The 19,328-nt window shown below is 67.2% G+C and carries 11 protein-coding genes; 3 read left to right on the forward strand and 8 right to left on the reverse strand.

Features of this window, described 5'->3' with window-relative positions:
- The first annotated feature begins 141 nt into the window (after positions 1 to 141).
- The 3 genes from VL129_RS15640 (at position 142) to VL129_RS15650 (ending at position 2,636) form a co-directional block, all read left to right on the forward strand.
- The gene (locus tag VL129_RS15640) at positions 142 to 864 is read left to right on the forward strand and encodes a PIG-L deacetylase family protein (RefSeq protein WP_325414311.1); all 723 of its coding nucleotides are present in this window, start codon (positions 142 to 144) and stop codon (positions 862 to 864) included.
- Positions 865 to 955: 91 nt separating this feature from the next.
- Entirely contained in the window at positions 956 to 1,351 is a 396-nt protein-coding gene (locus tag VL129_RS15645) for a diacylglycerol kinase (RefSeq protein WP_325414313.1), read from the forward strand.
- Between the two features lie 304 nt (positions 1,352 to 1,655).
- Positions 1,656 to 2,636, forward strand: a complete 981-nt coding sequence (locus VL129_RS15650; RefSeq protein ID WP_325414440.1) for a DctP family TRAP transporter solute-binding subunit — start codon at positions 1,656 to 1,658, stop codon at positions 2,634 to 2,636.
- A gap of 236 nt (positions 2,637 to 2,872) precedes the next feature.
- Here VL129_RS15650 and VL129_RS15655 read toward each other — a convergent pair whose 3' ends face one another.
- The 8 genes from VL129_RS15655 to VL129_RS15690 all read right to left on the reverse strand — a co-directional run bounded on the left by VL129_RS15655 (position 2,873) and on the right by VL129_RS15690 (position 19,290).
- Positions 2,873 to 4,294, reverse strand: coding sequence for an efflux transporter outer membrane subunit (locus VL129_RS15655; RefSeq protein ID WP_325414315.1), 1,422 nt, complete (start codon positions 4,292 to 4,294; stop codon positions 2,873 to 2,875).
- Positions 4,294 to 7,380: an efflux RND transporter permease subunit gene (locus VL129_RS15660; RefSeq protein WP_325414317.1), complete on the reverse strand. Its 3,087-nt coding sequence runs from the start codon at positions 7,378 to 7,380 to the stop codon at positions 4,294 to 4,296. The genes VL129_RS15655 and VL129_RS15660 overlap by 1 nt, the downstream gene beginning before the upstream one ends.
- Positions 7,377 to 10,484 carry an MdtB/MuxB family multidrug efflux RND transporter permease subunit gene (locus VL129_RS15665; protein ID WP_325414319.1) on the reverse strand — a complete coding sequence of 1,036 codons (3,108 nt, stop codon included), beginning with the start codon at positions 10,482 to 10,484 and terminating at the stop codon, positions 7,377 to 7,379. Before VL129_RS15665 ends, VL129_RS15660 begins: the two co-directional genes overlap by 4 nt.
- Positions 10,481 to 11,692: an MdtA/MuxA family multidrug efflux RND transporter periplasmic adaptor subunit gene (locus tag VL129_RS15670; RefSeq protein WP_325414321.1), complete on the reverse strand. Its 1,212-nt coding sequence runs from the start codon at positions 11,690 to 11,692 to the stop codon at positions 10,481 to 10,483. Before VL129_RS15670 ends, VL129_RS15665 begins: the two co-directional genes overlap by 4 nt.
- Positions 11,693 to 11,853: 161 nt before the next feature.
- Complete coding sequence (gene tpx / locus VL129_RS15675) at positions 11,854 to 12,354, reverse strand: thiol peroxidase (RefSeq protein WP_325414323.1); 501 nt, start codon at positions 12,352 to 12,354, stop codon at positions 11,854 to 11,856.
- 67 nt (positions 12,355 to 12,421) lie between these two features.
- Positions 12,422 to 13,780 (reverse strand): alanine/glycine:cation symporter family protein, encoded by a 1,359-nt coding sequence (locus tag VL129_RS15680; protein WP_325414325.1) that lies wholly within the window; start codon positions 13,778 to 13,780, stop codon positions 12,422 to 12,424.
- A gap of 90 nt (positions 13,781 to 13,870) precedes the next feature.
- On the reverse strand, positions 13,871 to 17,572 hold the full coding sequence (locus VL129_RS15685) for a translocation/assembly module TamB domain-containing protein (RefSeq protein WP_325414327.1): 3,702 nt from the start codon (positions 17,570 to 17,572) through the stop codon (positions 13,871 to 13,873).
- Positions 17,572 to 19,290, reverse strand: a complete 1,719-nt coding sequence (locus VL129_RS15690) for an autotransporter assembly complex protein TamA (protein ID WP_325414329.1) — start codon at positions 19,288 to 19,290, stop codon at positions 17,572 to 17,574. Before VL129_RS15690 ends, VL129_RS15685 begins: the two co-directional genes overlap by 1 nt.
- Positions 19,291 to 19,328: the final 38 nt, after the last annotated feature.

Here is a 19,328-nt window from a genome sequence, read left to right on the forward strand (position 1 = left end):
TTCATCGAATCCTGCGTGCCTGAAATTCAACTCGGCCAGGTTCAAGGATGAACGGGTCAAGTATTACCGTGCGTGGCCGTCAACAAAGGATGCGGGTCCGCGAAGGGATTGCGCATCGATGGAGATCGAATGGAAATGGACATGCATTCGCGCAACGTCACCAAGGCGCCTCCCTGGAATCTGCTCGGCTGCGCTCAGCTCGAGCGGGTACCGCTGATCGAGTTCGACCGTCTGTTGCGGCCCTGCCAGCGCGCCGTGATCCTGGCCACCCACCCCTTCGACGAGGTTCTCGCCTGCGGCGGGCTGCTGCAGATTCTCAGCCTGCGCGGCCATGCCCTGCAGCTGATTTCCGTGACGGACGAAATCTGCGCTGGCGACCCTCCGCCGCAGGGCCGCAGCGTCGCGCAGGCGCTGGAAAATTCCGACTCGCTGCGTCGCCTGGGCATTCCAGCCTTGCAGATGAAGTGGGTGCGCGGCCGCTTCCCGCCGAACCGGCTGGCCGCACGGCATGACAGCCTGCTGGATTTCCTGCTCCGCTACCTGCGCCCCAACGACGTGGTCTTCTCACCCTGGCGATACGATGGCGACCCCGATCGCGAGGCGGTGGCCAATGCCGCGCGCGACGCCTGCGAACTGCTCGGCACGCGCCTGGTGGAGATGCCGATCCAGGCCTGGCAGTGGGCCTCCGGCGAGGATGTCAGTCTGCCCTGGCGGCAGTCGCGCAAGCTGGTGCTCGACCATCCGACCCTGGCGCGCAAGCGCCACGCCATCAACTCCCAGGCCAGCGGAGCGCTGGACTGGCTGGCCTGCCGTTCCGACGAACGCCGGCACCTGCAACTGCATTACGAGCTGTTCATCCTTTGATTGGTACGGGTCTGCCCCTGCCAAGTGTGGGGCAACTCCGCTAGACTTGCGCACGTTTATCCGGGCTCGCTTGCCCCCTGTTGGAGTCTTCATGGAGAAGCTGAAAACCGCGCCGGCCGTGGATGCCGGACAGCTCAAGGGTCGTACCGGCCTGGCGCGCATTCTCAATGCCACCGGCTATTCGATGGCCGGGCTGAAAGCCGCGTTCACCGGCGAGGCTGCGTTTCGTCAATTGCTGCTGATCAACCTGGTGCTGATTCCCCTCGCCTTCTGGCTGGACGTTTCCCGCGCCGAACGCGCCATCCTGGTGGGCGTGGTGTTTCTCGGACTGATCGTGGAGATCCTCAACTCGGCCATCGAGGCCGCAGTGGACCGTATTTCCCTGGACATCCATCCGTTGGCCAAACGCGCCAAGGACATGGGCAGCGCCGCCCAGTTCCTGTCCCTCAGCCTGATCGCGCTGGTGTGGAGCACCATTCTGCTCTGAAGCCGTGGCCGTTCCTTCAGCGGAACGGCCACGTTGACCCGGGCGCGCAATCTGGCGGAAATGCGCCACTTTTTGTTAGCCCGATGGCAGATCGCCGCCAAACGACTGTCCCGCTCCTGCCCCTCGCCGACCGCTCTTCCGTGCGCTTTGTCCCAGAACAGAGCGGTTCGCGACTGAAGACAAGAATGATTCCGGAGTCTGGCACAGGGCTTGCGACACACGCCCGGCTCGACCGTGACCCCAGCTGGTGGTCGACGCCCTCTTCCAGAAACAAGAAAAAGGAAACTCCGTGATCAAGACAGTCATGGCAGTTTGTCTCGGCATCGCCATCCTGGCCGGTGCCGTTGAAACGAATGCCGCCCCGATCGTCATCCGCTTCTCCCATGTAGTCGCCGAAGACACACCCAAGGGCAAGGGCGCGCTGCTGTTCAAACAACTGGTGGAAGAACGTCTGGGCGACCTGGTGAAGGTCGAGGTTTTCCCCAACTCCAGCCTGTACGGCGACGCCGATGAGCTGGCCGCGCTGCGTGACAACAAGGTGCAGTTGCTGGCGCCGTCGCTGGCCAAGTTCGAGACCTATACCCACCAGTTGCGGGTCTTCGACCTGCCTTTCCTGTTCGACGACCTGGAAGCGGTGGACCGCTTCCAGAAGCGCGCCAAGGGACGCCAGCTGCTGTATTCGATGGAGCAGCACTACATCCTCGGGCTGGGGTACTGGCACAACGGCATGAAGCAGCTTTCGGCGACCCGCGCGCTGCGCCTGCCGGCCGACGCGGCCGGGCTGAACTTCCGCATTCAGCAGTCCGATGTGCTGGAAACCCAATTCCGTCAGGTGAAGGCGCAGACCACCCGCCTGGCCTTCTCCCAGGTGTTCGAGGCCCTGGCCAGCGGCCAGGTGCAAGGCGCCGAGAATCCCTGGTCGAACCTCTACAGCCAGCGCTTCCACGAGGTGCAGCCGTACATCACCGAAACCAACCACGGCGTGCTGGATTACATGCTGGTGACCAATGCGCGCTTCTGGTACGCCATTCCGCATCGCATCCGCACGCAGTTGGAGGCGATCATCGACGAGGTGAGTTACGCGGTGAACCGCGAGGCCGCGCAGCTCAACGAGCAGGACCGGCAGCGCGTGGCGGCCTCCGGGCGCAGCCAGATCATCAGCTTGAGTCCCCGCGAGCGCGAGGCCTGGCGGGCCGCGATGGAGCCGGTCTGGCGGCATTTCGAAGCGGACATCGGCCCCGACGTGCTCAAGGCGGCGCGCGCTTCCAACCGGCGCGAGGAATAACCGGACAATGGTGGGAATCCTGGCCGGCCTTGCGTGACTCGACTCCGTCGGCCGGCGTAAAGCCGGCCTAGGCGATCCTGCTTGCGCCGATGCTGCAACGCCGAACCTGTAGGGCCGGGTTTATCCCGGCCGGCGGTGGTGGGAGCCCCGCCCTAGCTGGGAATTTGACTCCGTCGGCCGGCGTAAAGCCGGCCCTACAGGGGATGGTGCAAAGCCGATCCCCGAAGTGGGCGCTCTTATTGCTCTGCCAGTTCCCTGGTTTCCCAACCGCCACCCAGCGCGGCGACCAGTTGCACGCTGGCGCGCAGGCGGTTGCCCAGCAGCGTCAATGCCGAGCGTTCGTTGTTGAGCGCTGCCGCCTGCACAATGACGACACTGTTGAAGTCCACCGTACCGGCTCGGTACTGGTTTCCTATCAGGCGCAGGGACTCCCGGGCGGCGGCCACGGCTTCCTGCTGCAACTGTTGTTCGCGCTCCAGCACGCTCAGCTCGACCAGTGCGTCTTCCACCTCGCGAAAGGCGTCCAGCACCGTCTGCCGGTATTGCGCCACCGTCTGGTCATAAGCCGCCTCGGCGCGTTCCAGCTCGGCGCGCCGTGCGCCGCCATCGAACAGCTCCAGAGCCAGCGCCGGCCCCAGCGACCAGTAGCGATTCGGCAGGCTGATCCAGTCGGCAAAGCTGCTGCCGCGATAGCCGCCCAGGGCCGACAGGCTCAGGTCGGGAAACCAGGCGGTCCTGGCCACGCCGATTCCGGCGTTGGCCGCTATCACGCTGCGCTCGGCCGAGGCCACGTCGGGGCGGCGCTCCAGCAGCTGTGACGGCAGCGCCGGTGGAACATCCGGGAGTTGAGGTACGCCCTGACGGACGCTGATCGAGAATTTCGCTGGCGGCAGTCCGATCAACACGGCAATCGCATGTTCCAACTGGGCGCGCTGCCACTCCAGATCCACGGCCTGCGCCTGGGTGCTTTTCAGCTGGGTCAGCGCCTGGCTGACGTCGGATTTCGGCGCGATGCCCGCCCGGTACTGGTTCTCGGTCAGAGTCAGCGAACGCTGGTAGCCCTCCAGGGTGGCATCCAGCAGGCGGCGCTGTTCATCCAATACGCGCAATTGCAGGTAGTTCTGTACCAGCTCGGCCTGCAGGCTCAGCCGCGCGGCGGCCAGGTCGGCCTGGCTGGCCTGGGCGTTGGCACGCTCCGACTCGAGAGTGCGGCGCAAACGGCCCCACAGGTCCAACTGCCAGTTCAGGCCCAGATTGGCATCGTAGGAATCCTGACGACTACTTGACGTCACGCCTTGGGAACCCGACCCGGAGGAGCTGCGTCCGGCCTCGACGCCGGCGCTGACGGTCGGATAGAAGGCAGCCCGCGCGCCCCGCACCAACGCGCGCGCCTGACGGTACTGCGCCTCGGCCGCCGCCAGGTTCTGGTTGGACACATTCAGGCGCTCGACCAGGGCATCCAGCTCCCAGTCGTCGTACCGCGACCACCAGGCGCCGCGCTCCAGGGCGTCGGCGGGCGCGGCCGGCTTCCAGCCCTGCACCTGGCGGTACTGTTCGGGAATGTCCAGTTCGGGGCGCTGGTAGTCCGGTCCCAGCGCGCAGGCGCTCAGGCTGCCGACGAGCAGGGCCAGGGTGAGTAATCGAAAGGGAGCGTTCATCAGGCGGCATCCACTGCGGTGTGTCCGCGCCGGCGGGCGAAGCGCTGGCGCAGGCGGTCGAAATACAGGTACACCACCGGCGTGGTGTACAGGGTGAGCAGCTGGCTGAGCAGCAGGCCGCCGACGATGGCCAGGCCCAGCGGCTGGCGCATCTCGCCGCCTTCGCTGCTGTCGAGCAGCAGCGGCAGCGCGCCGAGAATCGCCGCCAGGGTGGTCATCAGGATCGGCCGGAAGCGCAGCAGGCAGGCCTCGCGAATGGAGGCCAGGGAGTCGCGCCCCTCGCGCTCCAGCTGCAGGGCCAGGTCGATCATCAGGATGGCGTTCTTCTTCACGATACCGATCAGCAGGAACAGGCCGAGCAGCGAGATCAGGCTGAACTGCCCGCCGGTGAGCTGGATGGCCAGCAACGCGCCGACGCCGGCCGAGGGCAGCGTGGAGAGGATGGTCAGCGGGTGCACGTAGCTCTCGTAGAGCACGCCCAGCACGATGTAGACGATTACCAGCGCGCCGAGAATCATCAGCGGCTGGCCCTGCTGGGTCTGCTGCAGCATGCCACCGGTGCCGCCGATCAGCCCCTGCACCTCGGTGGGCAGGCCGACCCGCGCCACCGCCTCGTTGATCGCCGCCACCGCCTGATCGGCGCTGTAACCGGGCGCCACCGAATAGCCGATGCTCTCCGCGGCGAACTGGCTCTGGTGGCTGACGCGATCCTCTTCCAGGCTGCGCTCCCAGCGCGAAAAGGCCGACAGCGGCACGCGGCTGCCATCGGCGGCGATCACCTGCACGCGATCCAGGGCCTCGGGATGCTGGGCATGGCGCGGATCGATCTCCATCACCACGCTGTACTGGTTGAGGGTGTCGTAGATGGTGGAGATCTGCCGCTGGCTGAAGGCGTTGTTCAGCACGCTGGTCACCGTGGCCATGTCCACGCCTAGGCGCTTGGCGGTTTCGCGATCCACCTGAAGGGTGATCTGCTGGGCGCCCTCGCCTTCGCTGGCGTCGATATCAGTCAGCTGCGGCAAGGCACGCAGCGCTTCGCGCACCCTGGGCAGCCAGATGCGCAGGTCCTCCAGGTCGCTGGCCAGCAGCACGAATTCGTTTTCCGTGCTGCGCTGGCGGCCGCCGATCTGCAGGTCCTGGTTGACCATCATGAACAGCCGCGCCCCGGGAATCTTCGGCAGCTCGCGACGCAGGCGATCGACCACCGGCTGGGCGCCGATGCGTCGTTCGGCCAGCGGCTTGAGGCGCACCATCATGAAGGCGTTGTTGATGCCGCCACTGCCGCCGATGAAGCCGGCCACGCTTTCCACCGCCGGATCGGTCAGCACGGCCTGGCGGAACTGTTCCATCTTCGGCTGCATCACCTGGAAGGACAGGCCGTCATCGCCGCGGATCATGCCCATCAGCAGGCCGGTGTCCTGCTGTGGCAGGAAGGTCTTGGGCACCGCCACGTAGAGGTAGACATTCAGCGCGATGGTGCCCAGCAGCAGGAGCAGCATCAGGCGGGTATGGCGCAACGCCCAGTCCAGGCTGCGTGCGTAGCCGGCCAGCACCCTGCCCTGCAGGCGCTTGCCGGCCCGCCGCACGGTGCTTGCCTCGCGTTCACTGCCGGCCTTCAGCCAGCGCGCGCAAAGCATCGGTGTGAGGGTCACCGAGACCAGCAGGGAAATCAGGATCGCCGCCGCCAGCGTTAGCGAGAACTCGCGGAACAGCCGCTCGACGATGCCGCCCATGAACAGGATGGAGATGAACACTGCGACCAGCGACAGGTTCATCGACAGCAGGGTGAAGCCCACCTCCTTCGCACCCTTCAGTGCCGCCGCCAGCGGCTTGTCGCCGTTCTCGATGTGCCGGGCGATGTTCTCCAGCACCACGATGGCGTCGTCCACCACCAGACCGGTGGCTACGATCAGCGCCATCAGCGACAGGTTGTTCAGCGAAAAACCCCACAGGTACATGGCCGCGAAGGTGCCGATCAGCGAGACCGGCACCGCCAGCGCGGGAATCAGCGCCGCCCGCCAGTGGCCGAGGAAGGCGAATACCACCAGGATCACCAGCCCCACGGCGATCAGCAGGGTGCGTTCGGCCTCGCGCAGGGTGGCACGGATCACCGAGGAACGCTCCATGGCCACATCCAGTTCGAGGCTGGCGGGAATCACCGCACGCAGCGCTGGCAGTTGGGCGTTGATGGCCTCGATCGTCTCCAGGATGTTGGCACCGGCCTGGCGGTTGATCACCACCAGCACCGCTTGCTCGTCGTTGTAGAAGCCGCTGTTGTAGCGGTCCTCCACCGCGTCGCGCACGCTGGCCACATCGCCCAGACGAATCGCCGCGCCGTCCTGGTAGCGAATGATCAGGGGAATGTAATCGGCGGCCTTGCGCAACTGGTCGTTGGCCTGGATCTGCCAGTGGCGCTGCTCATCCGACACGGCGCCCTTCGGGCGCTGGCGATTGGCGTCGGCGATGGCCTGGCGCACCTCATCCAGGGCCACGCCGTACTGGTCCAGCAGCCGTGGCTGCAGCTCGATGCGCACCGCCGGCAGCGAGCTGCCGCCCACCTGTACTTCGCCCACCCCGGGAACCTGGGACAGTTTCTGGCCGACGATGGAGCTGGCGATGTCGTACAGCTCGCCCTGCCCGAGCACCGGCGAGGTCAGCGACAGCACCATGATCGGCGCCTGGGCGGGGTTGATCTTGTTGTAGGTGGGCATGCTGCGCATGCCGCTGGGCAGCAGCGGGCGCGCCTCGTTGATCGCCGCCTGCACTTCGCGGGCGGCGGCGTTGATGTCGCGGTCCAGGTCGAACACCAGGATGATGCGGGTGTTGCCCTGGCTGCTGCGGCTGGTCATCTCGTTGATGCCGGCGATGCCGCCCAGCGCCCGCTCCAGGGGCGTGGCCACGGTGGAGGCCATGATCTGCGGACTGGCGCCCGGCAGGTTGGCCTGCACGGTAATGGCCGGGAAATCCATGTTCGGCAGCGGCGACACCGGCAGCAGGCCGAAGCTCAGCGCGCCGACCAGCAGGATGGCCAGGCTGATCAGCAGCGTAGCCACCGGCCGAACGATGAACGGCGCGGAAAGATTCATGGTCGGGCGCCGTCCGCGGCGACTCCCGCCGCGCTTCGCCCGGTGAAGCGCCGGCTCAGGCGGTCGAAGTACAGGTAGATCACCGGCGTGGTGAACAGGGTCAGCAGCTGGCTGAGCAGCAGGCCGCCGACCAGCACCAGACCCAGCGGCTGGCGCAGCTCGGCGCCGGAACCGGTGGCGAACATCAGCGGAATGGCACCGAACAGCGCGGCCAGGGTGGTCATCAGGATCGGCCGGAAGCGCAGCAGCGCCGCCTGGTGGATGGCGGCCTGCGGGGCCATGCCCTGATGGCGCTCCGCCTCCAGGGCGAAGTCGATCATCATGATGGCGTTCTTCTTGACGATGCCGATCAGCAGGATGATGCCGATGATGGCGATCAACCCCAGGTCGTTGCCGGTCAGCAGCAGCCCGAGCAGCGCGCCGACCGCCGCCGACGGCAGCGTGGAGAGGATGGTGATCGGGTGGATGTAGCTCTCGTAGAGCACGCCGAGCACGATGTACATGGTCACGATGGCCGCCAGGATCAGCAGCAGCGTGCTGGACAGCGAGGCGCGGAAGGCCTGCGCGGCGCCCTGGAACTGGCGGACGATGCCGGCCGGCAGGCCGATTTCCTGCTCCACCCGCTCGATGACCGCCACCGCCTCGCCGAGGGACACGCCCGGGGCCAGGTTGAAGGACAGCGTTACCGCCGGGAACTGGCCGATGTGATTGATGAGCAGCGGCGTGGCCCGCTCTTCCGGGCGCACCAGTGCCGACAGCGGCACCTGGCCGCCGTCGCGGGTGGCCAGGTGCACCTGGCGCAGCGCCTGGGGCCCCAGGCGGTCGGCGCCGGTGGTTTCCAGCACCACGCGATACTGGCTGGCCTGGGTGTAGATGGTGGAGATCTGTCGCTGGCCGAAGGCGTCGTACAGGGCATCGGTGATGTCCGCGACACTGATGCCCAGCCGCGCGGCGACATCGCGATCGATATCCAGGAACAGCTGCAGCCCCCGGTTCTGCAGGTCGCTGGCCACATCGCTGAGCTCCGGGCGTGCGCGCAGGGCTTCGACCAGCCGCGGTGTCCACTCCTCCAGCAAGGCGTCATCCGGCGATTCCAGGCTGAACTGGAACTGGGTGCGGCTGACCCGGTCCTCGATGGTCAGGTCCTGCACCGGCTGTAGGTACAGCTCAATGCCGGGAATCGCCGCCAGCTGCGGGCGCAGCCGCTCGATCACCTGGCTGGCGGTCACGTCGCGTTCGGTGTGCGGGATGAGGTTGATCAGCAGGCGGCCGCTGTTCAGGGTCGGATTGTCGCCATCCACGCCGATGTACGAGGACAGGCCGGCCACGGCCGGATCCTGCAGGATCACCTCGGTCAGACGCTGCTGGCGTTCGCCCATGGCCTGGAAGGAAATGCTCTGCGGCGCCTCGGATATGCCCTGGATCAGGCCGGTGTCCTGCACCGGGAAGAAGCCCTTGGGCACCATCAGGTACAGCAGCACGGTCAGTCCCAGGGTGGCGATGGCCACCAGCAGGGTCAGTGGCTGATGGCGCAGCACCCAGTGCAGGCCCTTGTCGTAGGCGGCGATCATGCGCTCGATGACGTCGCCGGCGGCGCGGTAGAAGCGCCCCTGGCCGCCCTCGCGCTCCTGACGCAGGAAACGCGCGCACATCATCGGCGTCAGGGTCAGTGACACCACCAGCGAAATCAGGATCGCCACCGCCAGGGTGATGGCGAACTCGCGGAACAGTCGCCCGACCACATCCTCCATGAACAGCAGGGGAATCAGCACGGCGATCAGCGAGAAGGTCAGCGAGATCAGCGTGAAGCCGATCTGCTTCGCGCCCTTGAGGGCGGCCTGCAGCGGCGTTTCACCCGCCTCCAGGTGGCGGGCGATGTTCTCCAGCATGACGATGGCGTCATCCACCACGAAGCCCGCCGCCACGGTCAGCGCCATGAGCGTCAGGTTGTTGATGGAGAACCCCGCCAGGTACATGACCCCGAAGGTGCCGATCAGCGACAGCGGCACGGCGATCGAGGGAATGACCGTCGCCGACAGCCGGCGCAGGAACAGGAAGGTGACCAGCACCACCAGGCACACCGCCAGCAGCAGCTCGAACTGCACATGGCTGACGGCGGCGCGAATGGTCTGGGTGCGGTCGGTGAGCACCGTCACGTCCAGGTTGGCCGGCAGGCTGGCGGTGATCTGCGGCAGCAGCGCGCGGATGCGATCCACCACCTCGATGACGTTGGCCCCCGGCTGACGCTGGATATTCACCAGCACCGCACCACTGCGGTTGGCCCAGGCGGCCAGGCGTTCGTTCTCGGCGCCGTCGACGATGCTTGCCACGTCCTTCAGGCGCAGCACGGCGCCGTTCTGGTAGCTGATGATCAGCTCGGCGTACTCCTCGGCCGAACGCAACTGGTCGTTGGCATCCAGCTGCGAGACCCGGGTCGGGCCGTCGAAGTTGCCCTTGGGCTGGTTGACGTTGGAGGCGCCGATCAGCGATCGCACATCGGCAAGGTTCAGCCCGTAGGCGGCCAGCGCCTCGGGATTGACCCGGATGCGCACCGCCGGCCGTTGCCCGCCGGCCAGACTGACCAGGCCGACGCCGCTGATCTGCGCCAGTTTCTGCGCCATGCGGGTGTCCACCAGGTCATGCACCCGGTACAGGGGCATGCTTGGCGAGGTGATGGCCAGGGTCATCACCGGGGTATCCGCGGGGTTGACCTTGTTGTACACCGGCGGGGCCGGCAGGTCGTTGGGCAGCAGGTTGCTGGCCGCGTTGATGGCGGCCTGCACTTCCTGTTCGGCCACGTCCAGTTCGACTTCCAGGCTGAAACGCAGGGTGATCACCGAGGCGCCACCGGAGCTGGTCGAGGACATCTGTTGCAGGCCGGGCATCTGCCCGAACTGGCGCTCCAGCGGCGCGGTCACCGCGCGGGTCATCACCTCGGGACTGGCGCCTGGGTACAGCGTCATGACCCGGATGGTCGGATAGTCCACCTCCGGCAACGCGGAAACCGGCAGCATCCGGTAGGCGATCAGTCCGCTGAGAAAGATGGCCACCATCAGCAGGGTGGTGGCCACCGGGCGCAGGATGAAGGGCTGCGAGATGTTCATGCGTCGCGCTTGGCGGTGGCCGCCGGCGTGTCTTCGATCACCTGTACCGGCGAACCGTCGCGCAGGCGGTCGGTGCCTTCCAGCACCAGGCGCTCGCCGGGCTGTACGCCGGACTCGATGACCGTCAGTTCACCGCTGCTGGGCCCGGCGCTGACCTGGCGCAGCTCGACGGTGTCACCCTCGCCCACCACATAGACGAAGGTGCCGCGCGAGCCGTACTGCAGGGCGGCAGCGGGAATCAGCATGGCCTGCTGGCGGGTGCTGACCCGCAGGCGCGCGTTGACGAACTGGTTGGGGAACAGGCGCTGGTCGCTGTTGGCGAAGCGGGCCTTGAGGCGCAGGGTGCCGGTGGCCGTGTCGATCTGGTTGTCGAGGCTTTCCAGCTGTCCTTGCGCCAATACCTGGCGCTCGGCGCGGTCCCAGGCCTCCACGTTCAGTGTTTGGCCGGCGCGCAACTGCTCCAGCACCGGGGGCAGCTCGCCCTCCGGCAGGGTGAAACTGACCGCGATGGGCTCGGTCTGGGTGATGGTCACCAGCACGGTGCTGTCGTTGCTGGTCAGCAGGTTGCCCAGATCGACCTGGCGCAGGCCGAGGCGCCCGGAGATCGGTGCGCGGATCTGGGTAAAGTCCAGGTTCAGGCGCGCCTCCTCGACGGTGGCCTGCTGAACCTTGAGCTGCCCCTGGTACTGGGCGACCAGCGCCTGCTGGGTATCCAGGGTCTGACGGGCAATGGAGTCTTCCTTGTACAGGCCCTGATAGCGGGCCAGGTCGATCTCGGCGTTCTTCAGCTGGGCGCGGGTCTGCTGCAACTGACCCTCGGCCAGGCGCAGCGCGGTTTCGTAGGGGCGCGGATCGATCACCGCCAGCAGATCGCCGGCCTTGACGCGCTGGCCTTCCTCGAACAGCACCTTGACCAGCTCGCCGCCCACCCGCGTCCGTACATGGGCGGTGTTGTAGGCGGTGACGGTGCCCAGGGCGCGCAGCTCGATGGGGAAATCACCCCGGGTCACCGGCGCGACGCGCACCGGAACCGGGCCGCCGAACCCGAAGCGTGCCGGACCGGCGCCAGGGCCACCCAGTCCGCCCGCACCGGTCGGTGCTTTGCCGGCGGGCCACAGCCACCAGGCCAATAGCGCGAGCAGAACCAGCAATACCAGCAGCCCGCCACGGCGAAGGTTGCGCGACAGGGTGGAAGGAGACTCGGACATGACGGATTGCGCCTGGGACAAATCGAATGGCCGCACCATAAGGACTGTGCGAGCGCCTGCAAAGGCTCTTTACCGCAGTTTTACCTGCGGGTGCGGCGGGAATTGTAAGGAGGGGTGAATCGCCGGAAGAAAGCGCCCCGGGAGACCGGGGCGCAGGTGACTCAGCGCAGCGCAGCCAGAGCGGCCTGGTAGTCGGGCTCCTGGCCGATTTCCGGAACCAGCTCGCTGTGCAGGACCTTGTCCTGTTCGTCCAGCACCACCACGGCACGGGCGGTCAGGCCGACCATCGGGCCGCTGGCAATGGCGACGCCATAGTCCTGCAGGAACTCGCGGCCGCGCATCGTGGACAGGCTGACCACGTTCTGCAGCCCTTCGGCCCCGCAGAAACGCTTCTGGGCGAACGGCAGGTCGGCGGAGATGCACAGCACCACGGTGTTTTCCAGGCCGGAGGCCTCGGTGTTGAACTTGCGCACCGAGGTGGCACAGGTCGGCGTGTCGATGCTGGGGAAAATGTTCAGCACCTTGCGCTTGCCGGCGAAGCTGGCCAGGGTCACGTCGGCCAGGTCGGTACCGACCAGGCTGAGCGCCGGTGCCGGTTGACCGGGCTGCGGCAGGTTGCCGGAGATCTCGATGGGGTTGCCACGCATGGTCACTTGAGCCATTTGCTTAATCCTTCTAGTGGGATTGGGGGGTTGCGAAGCTGGCAATTTAAGCATGGCAGCGTGCGGATCACACCCGCACCGGCGCCGGGTTGGCGAAATACGCGCGGGTCAGGCGCACCACTACCGGGCTCAGCAGCAACAACGCCACCAGGTTGGGAATCGCCATCAGACCGTTGAGGGTGTCGGCCACCAGCCAGGTGAAGTCCAGCTGGGTCATCGCACCGATCGGCACCGCCAGTACCCAGACCACCCGGAACGGCCAGATGGCCCGCGTGCCTATCATGAACTCCCAGCATTTCTCACCGTAGAAGCTCCAGCCCAGGATGGTGGTATAGGCGAAGGTGACCAGCGCCACGGTCAGCAGCGCGCCGCCGAAGCCCGGCATCGCCGACTCGAAGGCCGCCGCGGAGAGCGCCGCCCCGCTTACCCCGCTGGACCACACGCCGGAGCAGATGATCGCCAGGCCGGTCATGGAGCAGACGATGATGGTGTCGATGAACGTACCCAGCATGCCGATCAGGCCGGAGCGCACCGCACTGTCGGTGGTGCCGGCCGCCTGGGCGATGCCCGCAGTGCCCAGGCCCGCCTCGTTGGAGAAGATACCGCGCGCCACGCCGTAACGGATGGCGGCCATCACGGCCGCGCCGGCGAAGCCGCCGGTGGCGGCGATGGGACTGAAGGCATGCTCGAAGATCAGCGCGAAGGCGCCGGGAATGGCGTCGATGTTGATGATCAGCACGACCAGCGCGGCCAGCACATAGGCCACGCACATGAACGGCACCAGGGCCGCGGCCACCAGGCCGATGCGACGGATGCCGCCGAGGATCACCAGGCCGGTCAGCAGCATGGCAGCCAGGCCGGTCACCCACAGGGGCACGCTGAACGTGGTTTCCAGCGCGTGCGCCATGCTGTTGACCTGCACCATGTTGCCGATACCGAAACCGGCCAGTCCGCCGAACAGCGCGAAGGCCCCGCCCAGCCAGGCCCACTTGCGGCCCAGGCCATTGCGGATCGCATACATGGGGCCGCCAACGTGCTCGCCCCGTGCGTCCTTCTCGCGGTAATGCACAGCCAGTACCACTTCGCAGTACTTGGTGGCCATACCCACCAGCGCGGTCATCCACATCCAGAACAGTGCGCCGGGCCCGCCCAGAAAGATCGCAGTGGCTACCCCGGCGATGTTGCCGGTACCCACGGTCGCCGCCAGGGTGGTCATCAGCGCCTGGAACGGGCTGATCTCGCCAGTGCCCTCCTCGCCCTTCGCCCGCCCCTGCCACATCAGTCGGAAACCGGGGCCGATCTGCCGCAGCGGCATGAAGCGCAGGTACAGCATCAGGACGAAACCGGTACCCAGGATGAGCACCAGCATCGGTGGCCCCCAGACGAGGCCGTTCAGTTTATTGACCAGATTCTGTATCGCTTCCATGGCATTTCTCCCTGTGGGTTGGACCCGGTGGAGAATCGGGCCACTTTCGTCGATCGGCAAGCCATTTCCGGTGATCAGCGAGGCGATTGCTCAAAAATCCCGGCGATAGAAGATATCCAGTGAGCTGGCCAGACCACTGGCCGCCTCCAGGAACACCCGACGGCTGAGGCGATAGCGCAGCGCCAGGGTGTTCACCGAATCGAACACGCCGACCCCGTAGCTCAGGGTCAGACGGTCGGACAGGCGTCCGCTGGCCACCACGCTGGTCTGCGCCCCGCTGCCCTCGGTTTCCAGCAGGAAGTCCTTGATGCCCAGCTGCCGGGCAATATTGCCGGTGATGCCGGCGCTGCCCGCCAGGCCCAACCCGATGGCCGCCTGGGCCAGCAGGGCACCGTCACCCACGCCGTCATCGCCGCTGCCCAGCGGACGCCCCAGCACCAGATAGGAAAGCGCCTGTTCCTGGGCCATGGCCGGCTCGGAGAACACCTCGACGCGGGGCGCGGCGGCGCTGCCGGTGATACGCAGGCCCGCCACCACCTCGTCGACCCGGCGAATCGCCTCCACGTCGAGGAACGGCTGGTCGATGGGACCGACGAACAGCAGGCGCGCCCGGCGAATAGTCAGGCGTTGCCCATAGGCCCGGTAGCGGCCGCGGGTCAGGGCCAGCTCGCCGCGTGTATCCAGCTGGTTGCCGATGTGGATATCACCGGCCACATCGGCGGTCAGGCCGAAGCCGGAGAAGTTCAGCTCCTCCTGGCCGACCACCACGGTGATGTCCATGCGGATCGGCACGGCCTGGCCCGTGTCGGCGGCTTCCTCGCCGACGATGACCACGTCGGGCGACACCTTCACCGTCGAAGGTGGCAGTTCACGGATGGTGATATCGCCGCGCGGCACGGCGATGCGCCCGCTGAGCGACAACCCCTGCCCCGCCAGCTGGATGCGCAGGTCCGGCGCCACCTCCAGATCGGCATAGGGCGGCACCACCACGGGCAGGCGCGTGCCGGACACGCGGATGTCGGCGGACGGTGCGCCCTGCCACGACAGCCAGCCAGCGATCCGGCCTTCGCCGCGTTCACCACTGCGCCAACCGCCGTCCAGGTCCAGGCGCTGGCCGCTGAGGGTACCGAGGATCTGCAGATTCTCCAGCGGGGTCGGCAGCTCACCGCCAGCCACCCGCCCTTCGCTCAGGCGCAGCTGGCCGTTGACCTGCGGTGCCTGAAGCGTGCCGGCCAGTTGCCCGTTGCCGTTGATCTGGCCTTCCAGTTGCCCGACCTGGGGCACGAATGGCCGGGCGACCGCCAGGTTCAGCCCGCGCAGGGCGAAGGTACCCGTCAGCGGTTTTTCCTCGCCACGCGGATCGATGCGCGCTTCCAGGCGCAGTTCGCCCAGTTCACCACCGTCGAAGCGCGCCTGCACATCCACCTGCTCCGGTCGCAGCTGGCTGTCGAGCTGCAGCGCCTGGTAGGGGAAATCGACCCATTCGCCGCCTTCGCGGACCCGCAACGTGCCGCGCCCGGCATCCAGACGCACCCGGCCTTGCGGGCCGCCCTCCGGCAGGTCCAGTTCGACATCGCCGTTCAGCTCGCCCTGCCACTGGAAATCATCCGGCAACCAGCGCGCCAGGCTGGCCAGGTCGAAATCGCGCAGTCGGTAGCGCAGGCTCGGCTCCGGCAGCAGCCGTTGTTCGCCTTCACCGCACAGGCTCGCGCTACCCGACCGCCAGCATTGCGGCCCAAGCGTCAGACGCCCATCGGCAAAACGCTCCAGCGCCGCGGGCGCCTGCAGTTGCCAGCGCTGTTCCTCGGCGGCCAGGCGCGCCTCCTCGAGCTGGCCTTGCCAATGCCAGCCGGCGTCGCTCTGCTCCAGACGCCCCGCCACGCCCAGCTCGGCCTCCAGCAGGTCGCCACTCAGTTGCAGCGCCACGGCCTGGGTTTCGAGATCGCCATGGCCGGTGAGGGTCAGGCGGCCCCAGTCGGAGTCGCCGGTCTGCAATCCTTCGGCAACCAGGGCGAGGCGCGCCTGGTTCTGCTCCACCAGGTTGCCCTGGATATTCAGGGTGGCGATGCGGGAGTCGCCATACGCGAGTCGGCGCCCTGCAAGGTCCAGCACCCCGCGCGGCTGTTCCCGGGTGCCGCTCAGGTCCAGTCGCCCCTGTAGGGCACCCTGCAGATCCGGCCACAGCTGGTCCAGGCGCGGCAGGGCCAGCTCCAGCTCGGCGGCCAGTTCGCTGTTCAGCAGGCCGCGGCCCTGGATACGGTTGTCACCCAATTGCAGATTCAGTTGCGGCAGCACCCAGCGCTGCCCTTCCACCCGGCCGTCCAGCGCCAGGGTTGCCGGCAGGCCGCGCAGTTCGCCGCGCAGTTGCAGATCGGCCTGGGCATCCAGGTTTTCATCCTTGAGCGCGCCCTGGCTGACCAGTGTGCCGTCGAGATTGCCCGGTAGGTCGGCCACCCAATAGGCCGGGTTGAGCGCGGACAGTACCAGGCGGGTATTCCAGCGGATGGCGTCGGCGAAGCCGAGGCTGAGCTGGCCTTCGGCGCTGCCCTGCCCGGCCTCCAGGCGCAGCGACGGCAGGTGCACTTCGCCCAGGTTGCCGCTGACCGGGCTGGACAGGCTGAACGGCCCCCCCGGGCCGTCCAGGTTGCCGCTGAAATGGCCCAGATAACCGCCGTCCAGATAGCTGATCTGCGCGTCCAGCCGGCGCAGGGTCACCGGCGGCGGTTCCATCGGGTACAGGCGCAGCCAGGGAAAATCGCGCCATTGCAGCTGCGCCTCGGCGCTCAGCGCCTCGCGCCAGCCGAGCGTGCCGTTCAGCTGCACGGATTGCGCGCTGCCGGCGTCCAGGCGCAGCTGCTCGATCTGCGCCTCAGCTGCAGTCACCCGTCCTTGCAGGGCAACTGCGATCGGCCGTTCCTCGGCCGCCAGTTGCGCCCCGCCGCTGATGCGGTAGCCGGCCTGCAGATCACCTTCGGCCTGCAGACGCAGGTGGTTGAGGGTCAGCGTATCGGGCAGTGCGCCGCTGGCCTTGAAGCCCGTGGCGCTCAGCAGCAGGCTGGCGGGCAGGTTGGGCTGCAGGGGCTGCACCTCGCCTTCCACCCGGCCTGCCAGGTAGCCGCCGCTGTCGATGACCAGGTGCAGCGTGCGCTGCAGTTCGCCTTCGGCCCGCAGCGCCAGGGCCCAGGGACGCTCGTCCGGTGCCGGCAGGATCAGGTCGCCGTTGAGTTGCAAGGGCCACTGCCCGCTCGGTTTCAACTGGCCCGAGGCGACCAGGCGCAGCGAATCGCCCTGCTCCACCCGCAGCGTCTCGATGCGCAGGCCCTGGTCGTTCCAGTAGGCATTCAGCTGCAGGTCATGCAGCAGTTCGCTGCCGTTGAGCGATAGGCTGCCGATGGCGGCCTGGCGCAATTCGATGCGCAGCGGCAGGTCCAGCGCCGGTAACTGAATGGCCTGCGCTTCTCGAAGGGGGGCCTCAGCAGACGGCGGGAATACCAGCTGCACGTCCTGGGCCTCGAGGCGCTTGATGCACAGGCGCAGCTGAAAAAGGCAGCGGGCCGACCAGTCCAGCTGCGGGGCCACCAGGGTCACGCGCCGTTCGTCCTGCTGCCATTCCAGGCGATCCGCCCGCCAGTCGCCGGCCAGGCGGCCCTCGAAGCCCTGCACCTGCAGGCCCGGCACGTGGCCCAGTAGCCAGCGACTGCCAGCGCCCGTGCCCAGCGCCACGGCAGCGGCCGTCACCGCCACCAGGCAGAGGACCAGCAGAGCCAGCAGGCTCCATTTGACGACACGCATCACAATTCGGGACCCATGGAAAAGTGCAGGCGCAGACCGCCGTTGCCATCCAGCGGATGCGCCAGATCCAGACGCAGCGGGCCGACCGGCGACACCCAGCGTACGCCGAAGCCGACCCCGCTCTTCAGCGAGGGAATTTCCAGCGAGTTGAACGAGTTGCCGTGATCGGCAAAGGTCGCCAGGCGCCAGGTCGGCGTCAGGGAGAACTGGTATTCGCCGCTGACCGCCAGCATGTAGCGACCGCCGACGCGGTCGCCCTGGGAGTTGGTCGGCGACAAGCTCTGGTAGTCGTAGCCGCGCACGCTCTGGTCGCCACCGGCGAAGAAGCGCAGCGAGGGTGGTACCGAGGAATAGTCATCGGTTTCAGTACCGCCAAACTGCACCCGGCCGAGAAAGCGGTGCCGTTCGGCCAGGGTGATCAGTCCGCGCAGGCTGACCTCGCCATGCACCACGCTGGCATCCGAGCCCAGCCCTTCCTGGGCGCCGGCGATTTCGAATTGCACGCGATAGCCCCGGTTGGGATCGAGGCGGTTGTCGCTCTTGAGGTAGGAATAACCGACGCCCGGCAGCAGCAGCGTGCTGATGCCTTCGTCGTCGCCCAGCCGGTATTCCTCATGCTGCCACTTGAGCGACAACACGCGCTGCCAGCCGTTGGGGCGCAGACTGTGCCACTCCGGACCGATGCTGATCAGCTTGCTCAGACTGTCGGTGTCGGCCAGTTCCTCGTATTGGTAGCCGCCGGCCAGGCGCAGCTTGTCGGTGAGCGGCTTGTCGCCCGGCATGTCGTACCAGAGCCCGACGTTCTGACGGGGCGCGGACCACTCGGTATCGATGCCGTAGCTGTGCCCCTGGGGATTGCGCCAGTGACGGGTCCACTCGAAGCGCCCGCGCGGACCGACGTCCGTGGAGTAGCCGAGGCCGACACCGAAGGTGCGCGGCTTGCGGGTATCCAGGCGCACTTCCACCGGAATCACCCCGGCCTGCGCCAGGCTCGGCGCGGCGTCCACGCGGATGCTTTCGAAGTAGCCGCTGCCCTGCAGGTTCTGGTGCAGCTCGGCGATCAGCTCGCTGTCGTAGGGCGTTCCCGGCTCGAATGGCAGCATGCGGCGCAGCAGCTGGTCCTCGAAGGGGTGCTTGCCCGTGAAGGCAATTTCACCGAATCGGTGGCGCTCGCCGCTCCGGTAGATCAGCTCGATGTCCGCATGGCTGGCGACCGGGTCCACCTGGATGCGTTGCTGCACAAAGCGTCCGGCAAAGTAGCCGAAGCGCGAGGCCTGGCTTTCGATGCGGCCCTTCACCGCCTCGTAATCACCGTGGTTGAGCACCTGCCCCGGGCGCAGGCGCTCCAGATCGAGCTTTTGGAAACCCGCCTGACTGGCGGCGGGACCTTCGATGCGCACCGTGACATTGCGCAGGCGCACCGGCTCGCCGGCATCGATGCGTACCGTCAGGCGCGGCGTCGCGGAGGTGCTTACCTCGGTGCGAATCTGCGCACGGTAGTAGCCCAGGGCCTCGGCGGCCTGGCGCGCCTGGGCGCCGGCGATGCGGCTCAGGCGCAGCAGTTCGTCGCGGTCCTTGTCCTCCAGTTCGCCGATGTAACCCTCGACATTCGCCTTGAGGTCCGGGTTTTCCGGGGTGATGCGTACGCGCAACTGCTCGGCCAGTACAGGGCTGGCCAGCAGGTACAGCAGCAGGCTCCATCCTGCTCCACGCCGCATCCTCGTGGACCATACGAACACAGGGTCGCCTTCTCCGC

This window comes from Pseudomonas sp. (assembly GCF_035497915.1).
In the GTDB taxonomy this organism is placed as follows: domain Bacteria; phylum Pseudomonadota; class Gammaproteobacteria; order Pseudomonadales; family Pseudomonadaceae; genus Serpens.